Raw genomic sequence first — 15,088 nt, forward strand, 5'->3', positions numbered from 1 at the left:
CTTAATCCTCATCGCCTAGCAAAGTTTTACGCCAGTCGGTACGCTCAAAACGCGCTAATGGATCTTCTTCTTCGTCTGCACTATCGCTGCGCGTTGCTTCGTCATCAGCGTCATCTAAGCCTAATAACTGTAACAGCTCGCTTAAGCGTGCCGTTTTGCTATTAAAGTATTTTGCATCTTTGCCGGTTAATACTTCGTCTTGCTCAACGCGCTCTAATAGGGCTTGTAGGCGCTCATCGGCTTCGATACTGGCCAACTCTTGCTCTGGTGTCAGTGTTTCAGCTTTAACCGCTTTTAACTGTGCTTTGGGTATGGCGCTGACCACGTTGGGCATCTGCTCAACCAAAGTAGGCTCAGCGATTAACGCGATAGGTTTTTTGCTACCAATTCGCGGATCTTTTTTGGCTTTGTTCGCTTCAGCTTGTGCATCTTTACTTTGTTGCATGCTGTTACGAGTACCCGATTTCAGGCCTGAGCCTTTCTTCTTAGTCTCTTCTTTGGTTTCTCGGGTTTTGCGGATCTCACTGGCAGGTAAATGGCGTTGGCCATTGTTGCCAGCATTGCGGGATTTTTTTTGACGCGTCATAGTATTTTGCTACCTGTAAAAAGACCGATCATTTTACCCAGCTTTGCTGAAGATCACCACATCATTCGCTGGAAATGCCACCTTAAGCTGATATTGTGCTGCTAACCAACGAAATGTGGCCTGACTGAAGAAAGTAATATGTGTTGGATCTCGTCGATAATACCAATTGCTGAACGCCTCTGCTGTTGGATAACATTTGGTCATAATCGCGAGCACCCCTGCCGGCTTTAACAGTTGTAGCCATAATTGCCACTCGTTAAGCGGATCGACAAAGTGCTCAATCGCTTCGGTGCAGCTGATAAAATCGTATTGCTGCTCTAACGGGGCGGGGTCATTGGCAAAGAAGGGATCCCAAACCTGCATCTGATGACCGGCTTCCTGTAACATATTGGCTAGCAACGGGCCTGGACCGCATCCAAAGTCTAAGCCACTTTTCGTGGTATTGCCCAATGTTTGCAGTAAGGGCGCTGCCAATTTATTCAGAAATAGCCGATAACCCGCATCGTTCAGATCATTGTTGTGTAGCAAATAGTGTTGTTTTTCTTGCTCGGCAGAGAGTAGGTGGTGTCGGTCTAAAAACACCAAAGCGCATCGCTGACATTGCCAGTAAGGGGGATGCAGTTGGGCGTTATAGCGAAGGGTATCTGCATGGCCGCATAATGGGCAGATTGATTGTTGCATATTACATCCAAAACAAAGGGCGATAAGATAACCTTATCGCCCTGTTTATTCGTGCCTAGAGATGGACACATCTTCTGAATAATGCAATTCATCCTGATGCGCAGTCAACACCGTGTTGCAAATTATCCCTATATTATTGTTTGCTGTCCGTGCAAAATTTTTTTTATTTATGATCTTCCTAATGCTTTCGTAATCTTCCTTGCGCGTGGTTCACGCGTAATACCATCTTAGCATCTTCAAACACAGCGCACATAATGTGCATGCGGCTTCCTTAACCTAAATTCCCTGTTGTTTTACCGCTAACGGCGATAAAGTTAATTTACTCCGATCTAATCAGATAACAAGCGCTTGAGTATAAAAAACCTGAAAAAAATTAGACTTTAGTCTATATCGTATTATTTTTCAGTGATTTAAGTTAAGTATAGAAAGTTGAAATAGTTCAATTAAAATTCAACTATAGGTGATGTCTTACATGCTTTGTAAGATATTTCTCACAAAACGGCATAAAAAAACCGGCTGATTCGCCGGTTTTTTCTAATAACTAAGTATTAGTGTAAGCCGCCTAAGTATTGCGACAGAATTTTAATATCATCGTCAGTCAGCTTTTTGGCCACGTCACGCATCATGCCGTTCATGTCATTGGCACGAGTACCAGCACGAAATTCTTCTAGAGTGGCTTTAACATAGTCTGCGTTCTGGAAGCCGATTCTTGGGAAACCCGCTAAGCTAGTACCTGCGCCACGTGGACCATGACAGGCGATACAAGCTGGAATACCGCGATCGGCATCACCGCCACGATACAGCTTTTGACCTACTTCGATTACTTCTTCTGGTGTTGTGCCAGATGTAATGCGCTGAGAAGAGAAGTAAGCGGCTAAATCTTGCATATCTTGATCAGACAATGCAGCAACCATACCGTACATGATGGCATTAGCACGACCTTCTTTCCCGCCAGTGGTCATACCTAGCTTATAGTCGGTTAACTGTTTATATAAATATTCAGCGTGTTGACCTGCTAATTTAGGATAAATGGTTACAACGCTGTTACCGTCAGGACCATGACAAGCAGCACAAGTGGCAGATTTTGCTTTGCCTGCTTCAGCGTCACCGTCAAAAGCATGAGCTGTACCGACTAAACCGAATAACAGCGCCAGAGGAAGTATGATTTTTTTCATGTTTGATCCGTCTCAGTCCGCATTCAAAAGCCAGCTTGCTGGCAGCAATGAATAACATTAAGGTGAATTTTTAGCTATTTTACACGAAACTGCCCAAAGTAAAATCCCATACTATGGTCAAAAGCACGGCAAATGCTTCTTACTGCTCCTTTGATCCGCTACAATAGCCATAAATTAACCGCCGGAGCAGGCTGTGTCGTCTATTAAATTAAATTATCAACAAACAAGTTTTCTTACCAGCGCCCCGGATATTAAGGCATTACCCGCAGATAACGGCATCGAAGTCGCTTTTGCCGGACGTTCAAATGCCGGTAAATCCAGCGCATTAAATACTTTAACTCGCCAAAATGCTTTGGCCAGAACCAGTAAAACGCCAGGTCGTACTCAGCTGATTAATACCTTTACGTTGGCCGAGAATAAAAGATTAATCGACTTACCCGGATATGGTTTTGCGAAAGTGCCTTTAGCTGTAAAAGAAAAATGGCAGAAGTCACTGTCTGAGTATCTAGAAAAACGGCAAAGTCTAAAAGGCTTAGTGGTATTAATGGATATTCGTCATCCGTTAAAAGATTTGGATCAGCAGCTTATTCATTGGGCGGTGCAAAGCCAATTGCCGGTGCTGATATTACTGACTAAGGCCGATAAACTGGGGCCTGGTGCTCGGAATAAAATTGTGCTGGAAGTACGTGATGCGGCCATGGCCTTTATGGGTGATGTTAAGGTGCAGGCTTTTAGCTCGTTAAATAAGTTTGGTTTACCCGAGTTAGAACAAACGTTAGATCAGTGGTTTAACGACGATAACGCGGCATAAAAAAACCGACCCAAGAGGGTCGGTTATAGCAAGCAGGGGAGAAGCTATATAATTTAATCAACAGGATGTCTTACTGTTAAGACGTGTTGATCATAACACCCAACCTATGCGGTTTAAAGTATTTACTCTAAAAATTTAACGCCTGACTCGCCTGATAGCAAAGATAAGCGTGATCTTACCGCTACATGCCAAGCGAATAAGCCTCGCGCAATCATCATTCTGACTTTTGCAGCAAAAAAACGCCCCGCTGCAAGCAGCGGGGCGGCTAATAAAGCCTACTTTCTGAACTTCAATAGTAAAAACATACCGAAGCGAAAGATAGAATATCTTACCTCTGTACCCTACAGCGCAAATTTTAGCTAATTTTTGCACTATTGCAAGCAAAAACTGTAATTAAACTACAAAACTGAAAATGTAAGCGCTTGCTTTCTGATTTATGTAATTAAATTACCTTTATTGACAACGAAATTTAATGTGCTTCGTCCCAGTTTTTACCATAACCGGCTTCTGCTAAAAGTGGCACATCTAATGATGCGGCACTGGCTAGCAAGGTTTTTAACTCGGTAGCAACGCGCTCAACCTCTTGCTCTGCCACTTCAAACACCAATTCATCGTGCACCTGCATAATCATTTGCACAGCGTTGTTATCTTGCTGTTCCAACCATGCCGCCACCTTGATCATGGCTAATTTGATAATGTCGGCTGCGGTGCCTTGCATGGGGGCATTAATGGCCGCACGTTCGGCGCCTTTTTGCCTGCCCATATTGCGGGCATTAATGTCAGGCAAATATAAGCGGCGACCAAACAGTGTTTCAACATAGCCTTGGTCATGCGCTTGCTTTCTCGTGCGCTCCATATAATCCAGTACACCAGGGAAACGCTCAAAATAGCGGTCAACATAATGCTGTGCTTCATGGCGAGCAATACCCAGTTGTTTGGCTAAACCAAACGCAGACATGCCATAAATTAGCCCAAAGTTGACCGCCTTGGCGCGGCGGCGCTGCTCGCTAGTCACTTCATCTAAGCTAATGGCAAACACTTCAGCAGCGGTGGCTCTATGCACATCAAGACCATTAGCAAAGGCATCCAGTAAGGCTTTATCTTGCGATAGGTGCGCCATAATACGTAATTCGATTTGCGAGTAATCGATGGCAAGGATGCATTTACCGGCAGGCGCAATAAAGGCTTGGCGGATGCGTCGGCCTTCTTCGGTACGGATCGGAATATTCTGTAAATTCGGTTCTGTTGAGCTCAAGCGACCGGTGGCGGCTACCGCCTGATGATAGGAAGTGTGAACGCGCCCCGTAGCGGGATTCACCATCTTCGGCAGTTTATCGGTATAAGTAGAGCGTAACTTACTTAAACCACGATGCTCAGTGATCAGTTTTGGAAAGTCATATTCTAAAGCGAGCTCAGCGAGCACTTCTTCAGCGGTCGAGGGGGTGCCACTCGGTGTCTTTTTCAATACCGGCAACTTCATCTGCTCGAACAGGATCTCTTGCAGTTGTTTTGGCGAGGCCAGATTAAATTCTTTGCCTGCTGCATCGTAAGCCAAGTGTTCTAGCTCTTTAATACGCGCAGTTAACTGTTCACTTTGCTTGGCCAACAAGTTGCTATCAATCAGCACGCCGTGGCGCTCTATTGTCGACAAAATGTTCACTAAAGGCAGCTCGATCTCAGTAAACACCTTGACCAGTTCACTACTTTGTTGCAATTGTGGCCATAGCGTTTGATGCAGTTGCAGCGTCACATCGGCATCTTCAGCGGCATATTCAGCGGCTTGGGCAAGTTCAATTTGATTAAACGTCAGCTGCTTAGCCCCTTTACCGGCTAAATCAGTAAAGCTAATAGTGTTATGACCTAAATACTTCAGCGCAAGCGAATCCATATCGTGACGGCCCGCTACCGAGTTCAGCACATAAGATTCCAACATGGTATCAAAGCGGATACCCCGTAAGGTTAATTGATAACGCGCTAACACGCTTTGATCGTATTTTAAGTTTTGGCCAACCTTGGCTTTGTTGTCATCTTCCAGCCAAGGTTGCAGTTGTGCCAAGGCCCACTGGCGATCGAGTTGCGCTGGTGCGCCTAAATAATCATGCGCTAAAGGCAGATACCATGCTTTTCCTGCTGCTGTGGCAAAAGATAAACCCACCAATTCCGCCTGCATATAATCTAAGCTGGTGGTTTCCGTATCAAAAGCGGTTAATTCTGCTTGGTTTATTTCTTGAAGCAATGCAGTAAATTGTTGTTCGTTCAGCACCGTTTGGTACTGACTGCGATCAATCACTTGCCTGACGGGTTCATCGGCGGTGTGTTCTGTCGCTGTGTGAGTAGTAGTGGCATGTTCGAGTTGCTGCGACGTGCCCGCGGTGTTCGTGTCACTGTCACTGAGGATCTCGGCTAACCAGCGTTTAAATTCGCATTGTCGATACAGCTCGCTTAGCTGTTGCTTGTCTGTGGGACGGATCTGTAAATCGGTGAGTTGATAGGGTAATTCGACATCACATTTAATCGTGGCCAGTTGGTAAGACAACGCCAGTTGTGCTTTATGTTCTGCCAACTTGGCAGCCATATTTTTGGCACCACGAAAGGTCAGTGTGGCGACTTGATCAAGCTGTTGATAAATGTGTTCAATTGAGCCCAGCCCTTGCAATAAGGCCGCGGCTGTTTTTTCACCGACACCAGGCAAGCCAGGAATGTTATCCACTTTGTCGCCCATCAGCGCGAGATAATCGATAATCAACTCCGGCCCGACGCCAAATTTCTCTTTAACCGAGATAGGGTCGAGCAATGTATTATTCATCGTGTTAATTAAGGTGACATGTTCGTCTACCAGCTGCGCCATATCTTTGTCACCGGTTGAAATCAACGTATGACGCCCCGCAGCGCTAGCTTGACGGGCAATAGTACCGATAACATCATCAGCTTCTACGCCGCTAATACAAAGTAAAGGCAGACCCATAGCTTCGATGATCAGATGTAACGGGGCAATTTGGCTGCGTAGGTCATCAGGCATCGGCGGGCGATGTGCTTTGTACTCTTGATACATTTCATTACGAAACGTTGGGCCTTTCGCATCAAACACCACGGCCATTTCGCTGGGCTGATATTGTTTTAACAAGCTTTTAAGCATGTTCACCACACCATAAATAGCGCCAGTGGCTTCACCTTTTGAATTGGTTAAGTGCGGTGGTGAATGATAAGCCCGAAATAAATAGGAGGATCCGTCAACCAAAATTAACGGGTTTTTGGGGATATAGACCATGATAATAATTCCTGCAACGCTGATGCGTAGTAGCATGCCACAGCCATCCCCCTACCACCAGCTGAACCGGTTGACTTTGCTGCGTTAAAAAGAGAGTAAGCTGTGGATAACTTTGTGCAAAACCCATAGGAAAATGTCATCCTGCTTGAGGCAGAATGTTAATGGTGGTGATTTAAGTGGTTGTTTTTATTTAACTAAACGGGGAAACTGCAAGTGCCGTTATTCTTATTTTTTTGCATTGCGTAATGTGGAAAACGATTTACTGCTTGGCCCGCAATCTTCCTAGGTGCCAAATATCCTCATCAAGCAGGTCGAACAGACTATCACAATAACCGGGTTTGCCTAGCCTCTTTTTTAAAAAATTTCGCTTTAAAAAAACCGTTTTGCTGCGCCTTTTGGCATAAAGCAATAAGCATAAGCCTTTGCGGCGGTGTCGCGGCTAAAAGTTTACACATGGCAATGTAATGCGCTGCACTAACAATCTGCCTAAGCTCTTCCGTTTCGGTTGAGATGCAGGCTATAATGCGACCAATCACTTATGGCTTTCAGTATGGGATCAACACTATGAATAAATTGACAGTTGCAGTAAGTTTGCTGCTGATTACCATCGGCGTCCACGCGAGCGCAACCTCTGATGCCGACGCTATTGCAAAACGCATTGCGCCAGTAGGTCAGGTTTATGTTGCTGGTGCTACCCCAGCTGTGGCTGCCGCGGCAACAGGTCCACGCAGTGGCGAGCAAGTTTATCAATCTGCCTGTTTTGCCTGTCATGGCACGGGTGCACTTGGTGCGCCAAAACATCAATCTGCTGATTGGAAGCCGCGTTTAGAGCAAGGTTTTGATGTGTTATTAAAGCACTCTATTGAAGGCATTCGTAACATGCCCGCTAAAGGCACCTGTACCACTTGTTCTGATGATGAAATTGCTGCCGCCATTCGTTTTATGACGGATGGTGTATAAACAGAACCAGCATTTTCGTTTTAATAAAACCGCGCCAGTCGCGGTTTTTTTGTGCCGATTGGGCTATGCTTGTTTAACAGCACCCTGGGTATTTAATTAAACGAATTTGCTCTGTAGCCCTTCCATGTGTTTAAACTTTGTGCATAATAGCCCATTGTTATTATACATCTGACCAGTTTGTAATCGTTTCAGGATCGGAAGCTTGACTAAACAACGAACGCTCCAATATCAATTAAAACAAGCGGGCAATAAAATCAGACGGCTGTTGCTGTTAATCGCTCGGCAAAAAGAAGCCTATACCATTCAGGGGGCTTTGTTGCAGCTGTCAGAATTGGCCAGCCATATTAGTGATATGGCCGATTTTTATCCGGCGATCCACAAAATGGTCTCTGAGCAGTTACACGCCGAAAACTTTTATGTGGTGCTTTATGATGCTGATACTGAGCATTACCAACTGCAGTACTTCTCTGACGAAAAAGATCAGCAACTCATTACTTCTATTCCAGACAACGCTTTCTCTCGTGGCTTAACCGGTTATGTTGCTCGCTACCAGCGGCCACTGTTATGTGATGAAGAGGAATTTGACGAATTAGTGAGAAGCGGCGAGATTGAAGCACAAGGTTCACCCTCGGCGCACTGGATGGGTATTCCTTTATGTCGTGGTGAAAAAATTATCGGCGTTATGGCGATCCAGTCTTATGACAGTCAGTATCGTTATAACGAGCAAGATTTAAAATTGTTTAGCAGTATTGGTTCTCACACTGTTATTGCTTTAGATAGAGTAAAAAGTCGTGAACTATTAGAAAGCACGGTGAAAGAACGTACCTTGCAATTGCAAGAAACCAACGATTTTTTACAAAAAGAAATTAGAGAACGTATCCACGGTGAAAAGCTACAGGCGGCGTTATATAAAATATCTGAGCTAACGGCCAGTAGCCAAGATATGCAAACGTTTTACCAGGCGATCCATAAAGTGCTCTGTAATTTTATGGCTGCGGAAAACTGTTATATTGCCTTACTCAACACCGATGGGACGAAATTAACCTTTCCGTTTTATGTTGACCAATTTAGCCCTGCAGCCTTTGATCGGCCACTAAGCCGAGGTTTTACCGAATATGTTATCCGCTGTGCTGAAGCGCGACTCATTAACCCTGAGCAAGCATCAATACTGGTTGAGCAAGGTGAGATCCGCCGAGGTATGAGTGGTACCACTGAGCTAGAGAAAGCAGCTCGCCATTCAAAAAGCTGGCTCGGTGCTCCGCTGAAGATTGACCAAAAAGTCATTGGGGTGGTTGCGGTTCAGTCTTACGTTGATGGTTATCATTATAGCGAGCAAGAGCTCACTATTTTACGTTTCGTTTCACAGCATATCGCGGTAGCGATCCAGCGTAAGCTTGCTGCTGAGAAACAAAAACAACATCAAGAAGAACTGGAACGTAAAGTCTTTGAAAGTACCCGTGAGTTGCGTCAAACCAACTTATTTTTACGCCTGCAAGTTGAAGAGCGTAAAAAAGCGGAGCAAAAATTGTTCTATGATGCGAATCATGATGTATTAACCGGGCTTGCCAATCGGCAGATGTTTCTGCAGCAATTAAAACAACAATTTTTATTAAATAAACGCCAACCGCAAACCGGAATGGCATTGCTGTTTTTAGATCTCGACCGTTTCAAATTGATCAACGACACCTTAGGCCATCATATTGGCGATGCGTTTTTAATTGAAAGTAGCAAACGTTTACTCAGTGCGATCCGCGAGCATGATGTGGCCGCACGCTTCGGCGGTGATGAGTTCGTGATTATGTTATTAAACTTGCAATCTGAGCAAGATGCCGAAGAAATTGCCCAGCGCATTATCGACAAATTCCGCCAGCCCTTTGTGCTAGAGAATAACAGTGTCAATTCGGGCATCAGTATTGGTATTGCGCCATTTAGCACAGACTATCACCATGCCGATGCGATGTTACGCGACGCTGATGCCGCCATGTATCACGCCAAAGCATTAGGGCGTGGTCGCTATGTGACGTTTGAATCAGGTATGCGCGATCAAATGTTAAAAGCGCTAGGTGCTAATTAGCGCTAACTGAGCGGTGTGTTTATAAGGCTAATCTTTATTCAGCATTTGCCGCAAACGTGCGATATTCGATGCCGCAGTTTGCTGGCGTTGCTCTGCAGTTTTAGGTTGATTAGGCTGTTGCCATTCCAAATCGTCTTGTGGTAACTCGGTTAAAAAGCGGCTGGGTTCTGGCCGAACCACTTCTCCATATTGCCGACGCTCTCGCGCATAAGTAAAAATGAGCTCGCGCTGTGCCCGAGTGATACCCACATAGGCTAAACGGCGTTCTTCTTCGACATTATCTTCATCAATACAGCTTTGATGCGGCAAAATGCCTTCTTCCATGCCCACCATAAACACATAAGGGAACTCTAAGCCTTTCGAAGCGTGCAACGTCAGTAATTGCACCTGATCGGCGTTATCTTCTTGTTCTTGCCGTTCAAGCATGTCGCGTAAACATAATTTGCTAACGACTTCACTCAAGGGCATCGGCGGTTCATCATCTTTGCCGTTGAGCATTTCGACAATCCAGCGGTACAGTTCATTGACGTTTTTCAAGGCCATTTCAGCTGCTTTAGGGCTGTTACTGCTTTCAAACAACCAGGCTTCATAGTGACTTTGCCGGATCAAATCACGGATGGCTTCGGCAGGCTCTGCTCGCACGGCATTATCGGCTAATTGATTAATCCAATCGGCAAATTGTTTCACGGCCTGAAAACTGCGTACCGGTAAAGTATGACTTAGCCCCGGGTGGCAGCACGCTGCAAATAAACTGATGTGTTCTTGATTGGCTAGGTTACCAATTTTCTCCAAGGTGGCATGGCCAATTTCGCGGCGCGGCACATTGATGATCCGCAGCAAGGCATTATCATCATCTTGATTCACTAACAAACGCAGATAGGCCATTACATCTTTAATTTCACTGCGTGAGAAAAAAGACGTACCACCGGAAATTCGATAGGGAATACGGTTGGTCATTAGCGCTTTTTCAAACACGCGTGCTTGATGATTGCCACGGTACAGCAGCGCATAGTCGCGATAATGGCTGCGATGGGTAAAGCGATGCGAGATAATTTCGGCAATCACTTTTTCGGCTTCGTCTTCTTCATGCTTACAAGGTAAGACTTTTAGTGGCACACCATAGCCATTCACGCTAAACAGTTTTTTCTCAAACTCGTGCGGGTTATTGGCAATTAAGATATTAGCCGCTTTTAAAATGCGTTCTGCTGAGCGGTAGTTTTGCTCAAGTTTGATCACGTTTAATTCAGGAAAGTCTTTTTTCAATAACACCAAGTTTTGCGGCCGCGCACCGCGCCAAGAATAAATAGACTGGTCATCATCACCGACCACGGTAAAGCGGCGACGCTCGCCCACTAACCAGCGGACTAACTCATATTGGCTGGTATTGGTATCTTGATATTCATCTACTAACAGATAGCGAATTTTCTGTTGCCAGCGCTCACGTGTTGCTACATCGTGTTGAAACAGCAAGGTTGGCAGCATAATTAAATCATCGAAATCACAGGCATTACAGGCCTTGAGCATGGTGCTGTATTGCTGATAATAATTGGCTAAACTGATACTCGCGGCATCTTGCGCTTGTTGCACAGCCAACGCAGGTAAGGTTAAGTCGTTTTTCCAGTTAGAAATTTTGCTTTGCAGCGCTTTAATCTGCTCTTTATCGCCATTGTATTCGTTGGCGGTTAACTCTTTGAGTAGCGCAAAGCTGTCTTGATCATCAAACAGGCTGAAATTAGCTTTATAACCCAGCTGTCGATATTCTTTTTTAATAATATCTAAGCCAAGGGTGTGAAAAGTGGAAATAGTTAGGCCACGGGTAGCGCTTTTCGGCAATTGGGTGTTAATTCGTTCACGCATTTCTCGTGCGGCCTTATTGGTAAAGGTCACGGCGGCAATATGACGAGCGGGTAATTCGCACTGCTGGATCAGATAGGCTATTTTATTAATAATTACGCGTGTTTTACCACTACCCGCACCGGCTAATACTAAGCAGGGCCCGGAGATAAATTTTACTGCTGCGTCTTGCTGTGGATTTAACTTCATAGTGTTTGCCTGAACTGAGGAGCTGCATTGTAACCAATTTTTGCGGTAAATTTCATTCGCGTTCTGGTCAGAAGACCGTAGAATGGTTAGATACTATCACAGTGCAGCCTGAACCATGGCTGCTTAGCGTAACGGAGAACCTGATGTTAGATCCGAAAAAAGTTGAAGATATTGCACGACAAATTGGCAGTATTATCCCGCCACAATTAAAACAGTTTGCCGATGAATTAGAAGGCAAAGTTAAGCAAGTGCTGCAGGCAAAGCTGTCAGAGTTAGACTTTGTTAGCCGCGAAGAATTTGATGTGCAGCGTCAAGTGCTGTTGCGAACGCGCGAAAAAGTGGAAGCTATGGAACAGCAACTGGCCGCGTTATTAGCTGAGAAAACCCAAGATTTCAGTAAAAACGCCTTACCCAGTTCTGATCAGGAATAAATGATGAGCGGGCAGTTCACTGCCCGCCATGGTTATTTTTGGACGGTTTTTAAAATTTCAGTTAAACCCGCCACTGCACCACCAATGTTCGCCAGTTCTACCGGCACGATCATGCTGTTGTTGGTTTTAGCCAGGTTGCCGAACTCTTTTACATACTGCTCGGCCACGCGTAAATTTACCGCGTTTTGACCACCCGGTTGATTGATGGCTTCAGCAATTTGTCGAATACCCTCAGCGGTAGCAATAGCGATTAATTCAATTTCTTTTGCTCGACCTTCGGCCTCGTTGATTTGTCGAGTTTTATCGGCTTCCGACAGGTTGATCACTTCCTGCTTTTGACCTTCAGACACGTTAATCATCGCTTGGCGTTCACCTTCAGACTTGGCAATTGCAGCACGGCGTTCACGCTCGGCGCGCATTTGTTGCTCTAGCGCGTCTTTAATGCTGACTGGCAATTCAATATCGGCTATTTCATAACGCAACACTTTAACACCCCAAGGTGCTGCGGCATCATCCAGGGCACGTACTACTTCTTCGTTAATTTTGGCACGCTCTTCAAAGGTTTTATCTAGGTCGGTTTGGCCGATCACAGAGCGCATGGTGGTTTGCGCTAATTGTGACGCAGCATAGCGATAATTGTTAATACCATAACTGGCTTTGTGCGGGTCGATAACCTGAATGTACAAGATACCGTCGATGCCGACCTGAATGTTATCTTTGGTCACGCAGGTTTGACGAGGAACATCGATCACTTCTTCTTTTAACGTGTGGGTGTAAGCAACTTTATCGATAAAGGGGATCAAAATATGAAAGCCCGAGTCTAGTGTGCGTGAGTATTTACCTAAACGCTCTACTACAACGTTACTACGCTGTGGCACAACCCGTGCTGATTTAAGGATGGTAATCACCACCGCGACAGCAAAGCCTAGGGTTAATACCGTTTGAATATCCAGTTGTTCCATAACACTCTCCTACAATTAATACGTGCTGTAAAGTTAAGACGATTGTGGCTTATTGGCCGCGACTTCGAGGTGGATGCCTTTATTGGCAATTACCCAAGCCACATCCCCGGCTTTTAATATGTCGTTAGAATGCGCATCCCATTGCACGCCATTTAACACCACACGACCTTGGCCTTGTTGAAAATCCAATAAAACCGTAACGCGATCGCCGATATCTTGGCTCAGCGAGCTGGGTTGCGTCTCACTATCAGCGGTAAAGCCGACAAACCAGCTTTTAAAGCGGCCTCGTGCGGTGAAGAGCAACAGCAGGCTGACCAGACCAAACACGCTGTATTGCATGCTGGCTGATTCAATGAGCCCAAAGTGCAATAAAATACCGACGACGATAGCGGCTAAGCCGAGGAATACCGCCACAATGCTGGTTGCCATTAACTCTGTTAAAATCAGTACCACACCAATAATGATCCAAATCATTGCTGTACTCATTTTTTCCTCCTATTTTTACGGCCATTACGTAATGACATGGCTGCCCGAAAACGTTGTAGTAACTGTATATTTACATTTTATTATTAGCAAGTATTTACTCGATTTGCACTGCTAATTGTTGATCAAGGATTAATAAAAAATGCAGCACGGTTTCAACGACTTGATGATAAAACGCCAAATCTACTTTGTCGGCGGTGTCGCGCGGGCTGTGGTAATCGGGATGGTCAGCTACCCCAAAGTACATAAACGGCACCTGTTGCTGATGAAACACGCCGTGATCAGAGCTAAGGGTCCAATCTGCCGTGTTACCAGCCAGATACCAAGGGCGATCATGGGCGGGCAGTAATTTCACTGCGCTGCGAGTTTGTAACTGTTCAACTAGCGGTAATAGCCAAGGGTGATGATAAGTGCCAACGGCATACAATAATTGGTGGGTATCACGGCTTAACATATCAATATTAATGTTAAAGGCCAGATCGGCAGGTTGTAACAAGCCGGTTCGGAACAGCGCCACCGCACCTTGTAAGCCTTTTTCTTCACTGTCTAACGCAATAAACAACACCGGATGACGCAAAGGATGAGCCGTTAAATAGCGTGCCAGCTCAAGCATGGCGGCTACACCCGAGGCATTGTCATCGGCGCCAAAGTAAATATCGTCGCCGTGCATACCTAAGTGATCATAATGTGCGGTGATCACCAGTGGCTTAAGGTTAGCTTCGGTGCCGGGTAATAAACCGATAACATTTGCCGCATTATCTACGCCGGGGATAGTGGAAGACGCACCACGCAGCCAACGACGCCAAGAAAAATGTTCTGCCACGCTGTAAGGGTGCAAATAACCGTCGGTTCCAGCGGCGGTTAAGCCGATTTCGGCAAATTGCTCGGCAATCCATAAGCGGGCAGCAATACCACCTGGTGTACCCGGTGCTCGACCCTGACGCTCAGCAGCGGCTAACCAGCTTACGTCGGCCAGTAAACGATCGGGATCTAAACTGTTTAAAGTGGGTTCAGCGACAAAGGTCGGTGTGATAACACGGATCCGTTCGGCTTCGCGTTCTGTGAGTTGATTAAGCCAAAAGGGCCAAGCCCATTGATACAATGCCCAGCCGAACAAGATGAAAATAGCGGGCAACCACAGTCGTTTTTTGTTTAGCAACGTCTTTACAGCCATGTGTCAATCGATCCTTAATACATTACAGCAGCGCAGTTTGCTGAGTGCAACAAGCCTGCTGCTCAGCGGTTAACTTCAGATTATTGTGCAGCGGTGATTTTAATTTCTATTTTCCAATGCGGATCCGCTAATTTTGCCGCTACCGTTGCCCGTGCTGGTGCACAGCCTGGGCTGAGCCATTGCTCCCATACTGCATTCATTGCCGCATAATCCGCAAAGTCAGTTAAATAAATAGTGGTATCAACCAGTTTATCCTTGCTGCTTTGACAGCGCGCTAACAAGGCATCAACTTGGCTTAATACGTTTTGGGTTTGCAGCGTAATATCATTACTGTCGGTGTCAGGCACCATGCCAGCACAAAACACTAAACCATTCACAATTACCGCTTCAGAATAACGACTAGCAGGATCAATACGTTGTATGCTCATAATCACTCCAAA

General features: G+C 45.5%; 13 protein-coding genes. 4 read left to right on the forward strand and 9 right to left on the reverse strand.

Annotation, left to right across the window (positions count from 1 at the left end):
* Nucleotide 1: 1 nt before the first annotated feature.
* The 3 genes from yihI to ACUJFL_RS01715 form a co-directional block, all read right to left on the reverse strand.
* The gene (gene yihI, locus ACUJFL_RS01705) at nucleotides 2-586 is read right to left on the reverse strand and encodes a Der GTPase-activating protein YihI (protein ID WP_306177409.1); all 585 of its coding nucleotides are present in this window, start codon (nucleotides 584-586) and stop codon (nucleotides 2-4) included.
* Nucleotides 587-619: 33 nt separating this feature from the next.
* The gene (locus ACUJFL_RS01710; RefSeq protein ID WP_445428306.1) at nucleotides 620-1,267 is read right to left on the reverse strand and encodes a class I SAM-dependent methyltransferase; all 648 of its coding nucleotides are present in this window, start codon (nucleotides 1,265-1,267) and stop codon (nucleotides 620-622) included.
* 548 nt (nucleotides 1,268-1,815) lie between these two features.
* On the reverse strand, nucleotides 1,816-2,442 hold the full coding sequence (locus ACUJFL_RS01715) for a c-type cytochrome (protein ID WP_306177408.1): 627 nt from the start codon (nucleotides 2,440-2,442) through the stop codon (nucleotides 1,816-1,818).
* Between the two features lie 193 nt (nucleotides 2,443-2,635).
* On the opposite strand from ACUJFL_RS01715, the gene yihA reads away from it, so the two are divergent.
* The gene (yihA, locus tag ACUJFL_RS01720) at nucleotides 2,636-3,253 is read left to right on the forward strand and encodes a ribosome biogenesis GTP-binding protein YihA/YsxC (protein ID WP_226750552.1); all 618 of its coding nucleotides are present in this window, start codon (nucleotides 2,636-2,638) and stop codon (nucleotides 3,251-3,253) included.
* A 469-nt stretch (nucleotides 3,254-3,722) separates the two neighbouring features.
* Here yihA and polA read toward each other — a convergent pair whose 3' ends face one another.
* Nucleotides 3,723-6,521: a DNA polymerase I gene (polA, locus tag ACUJFL_RS01725; protein ID WP_445428307.1), complete on the reverse strand. Its 2,799-nt coding sequence runs from the start codon at nucleotides 6,519-6,521 to the stop codon at nucleotides 3,723-3,725.
* Nucleotides 6,522-7,085: 564 nt separating this feature from the next.
* On the opposite strand from polA, the gene ACUJFL_RS01730 reads away from it, so the two are divergent.
* Nucleotides 7,086-7,481: a c-type cytochrome gene (locus tag ACUJFL_RS01730; RefSeq protein WP_445428308.1), complete on the forward strand. Its 396-nt coding sequence runs from the start codon at nucleotides 7,086-7,088 to the stop codon at nucleotides 7,479-7,481.
* A 202-nt stretch (nucleotides 7,482-7,683) separates the two neighbouring features.
* The gene (locus tag ACUJFL_RS01735) at nucleotides 7,684-9,555 is read left to right on the forward strand and encodes a sensor domain-containing diguanylate cyclase (protein WP_226750549.1); all 1,872 of its coding nucleotides are present in this window, start codon (nucleotides 7,684-7,686) and stop codon (nucleotides 9,553-9,555) included.
* A gap of 27 nt (nucleotides 9,556-9,582) precedes the next feature.
* On the opposite strand, the gene rep is transcribed toward ACUJFL_RS01735, so the two are convergent.
* Nucleotides 9,583-11,598, reverse strand: coding sequence for a DNA helicase Rep (gene rep, locus ACUJFL_RS01740; RefSeq protein ID WP_226750548.1), 2,016 nt, complete (start codon nucleotides 11,596-11,598; stop codon nucleotides 9,583-9,585).
* Between the two features lie 143 nt (nucleotides 11,599-11,741).
* Between rep and ubiK the strand changes: the two genes are divergently transcribed.
* Nucleotides 11,742-12,029: a ubiquinone biosynthesis accessory factor UbiK gene (ubiK, locus tag ACUJFL_RS01745; protein WP_226750547.1), complete on the forward strand. Its 288-nt coding sequence runs from the start codon at nucleotides 11,742-11,744 to the stop codon at nucleotides 12,027-12,029.
* A 32-nt stretch (nucleotides 12,030-12,061) separates the two neighbouring features.
* Here ubiK and ACUJFL_RS01750 read toward each other — a convergent pair whose 3' ends face one another.
* The 4 genes from ACUJFL_RS01750 to ACUJFL_RS01765 all read right to left on the reverse strand — a co-directional run bounded on the left by ACUJFL_RS01750 (nucleotide 12,062) and on the right by ACUJFL_RS01765 (nucleotide 15,076).
* Nucleotides 12,062-12,991, reverse strand: a complete 930-nt coding sequence (locus ACUJFL_RS01750) for an SPFH domain-containing protein (protein ID WP_226750546.1) — start codon at nucleotides 12,989-12,991, stop codon at nucleotides 12,062-12,064.
* A gap of 33 nt (nucleotides 12,992-13,024) precedes the next feature.
* A complete protein-coding gene (locus ACUJFL_RS01755; protein ID WP_226750545.1) occupies nucleotides 13,025-13,477 on the reverse strand; it encodes an NfeD family protein in 453 nt (150 codons plus the stop codon).
* Nucleotides 13,478-13,571: 94 nt separating this feature from the next.
* Nucleotides 13,572-14,648 carry a M20/M25/M40 family metallo-hydrolase gene (locus tag ACUJFL_RS01760; protein WP_445428309.1) on the reverse strand — a complete coding sequence of 359 codons (1,077 nt, stop codon included), beginning with the start codon at nucleotides 14,646-14,648 and terminating at the stop codon, nucleotides 13,572-13,574.
* Nucleotides 14,649-14,728: 80 nt separating this feature from the next.
* On the reverse strand, nucleotides 14,729-15,076 hold the full coding sequence (locus tag ACUJFL_RS01765; RefSeq protein WP_226750543.1) for a RidA family protein: 348 nt from the start codon (nucleotides 15,074-15,076) through the stop codon (nucleotides 14,729-14,731).
* Between the last annotated feature and the right edge of the window lie 12 nt (nucleotides 15,077-15,088).

This window comes from Alishewanella sp. HL-SH05 (assembly GCF_052655985.1).

What these genes read in the sequence shown, in the direction of transcription:
- yihI (WP_306177409.1), bottom strand. Translation starts at nt 586, where the DNA reads ATGACGCGTCAAAAAAAATCCCGCAATGCTGGCAACAATGGCCAACGC.
- ACUJFL_RS01710 (WP_445428306.1), bottom strand. Translation starts at nt 1,267, where the DNA reads ATGCAACAATCAATCTGCCCATTATGCGGCCATGCAGATACCCTTCGC.
- ACUJFL_RS01715 (WP_306177408.1), bottom strand. Translation starts at nt 2,442, where the DNA reads ATGAAAAAAATCATACTTCCTCTGGCGCTGTTATTCGGTTTAGTCGGT.
- polA (WP_445428307.1), bottom strand. Translation starts at nt 6,521, where the DNA reads ATGGTCTATATCCCCAAAAACCCGTTAATTTTGGTTGACGGATCCTCC.
- ACUJFL_RS01730 (WP_445428308.1), top strand. Translation starts at nt 7,086, where the DNA reads ATGAATAAATTGACAGTTGCAGTAAGTTTGCTGCTGATTACCATCGGC.
- rep (WP_226750548.1), bottom strand. Translation starts at nt 11,598, where the DNA reads ATGAAGTTAAATCCACAGCAAGACGCAGCAGTAAAATTTATCTCCGGG.
- ubiK (WP_226750547.1), top strand. Translation starts at nt 11,742, where the DNA reads ATGTTAGATCCGAAAAAAGTTGAAGATATTGCACGACAAATTGGCAGT.
- ACUJFL_RS01750 (WP_226750546.1), bottom strand. Translation starts at nt 12,991, where the DNA reads ATGGAACAACTGGATATTCAAACGGTATTAACCCTAGGCTTTGCTGTC.
- ACUJFL_RS01755 (WP_226750545.1), bottom strand. Translation starts at nt 13,477, where the DNA reads ATGAGTACAGCAATGATTTGGATCATTATTGGTGTGGTACTGATTTTA.
- ACUJFL_RS01760 (WP_445428309.1), bottom strand. Translation starts at nt 14,648, where the DNA reads ATGGCTGTAAAGACGTTGCTAAACAAAAAACGACTGTGGTTGCCCGCT.
- ACUJFL_RS01765 (WP_226750543.1), bottom strand. Translation starts at nt 15,076, where the DNA reads ATGAGCATACAACGTATTGATCCTGCTAGTCGTTATTCTGAAGCGGTA.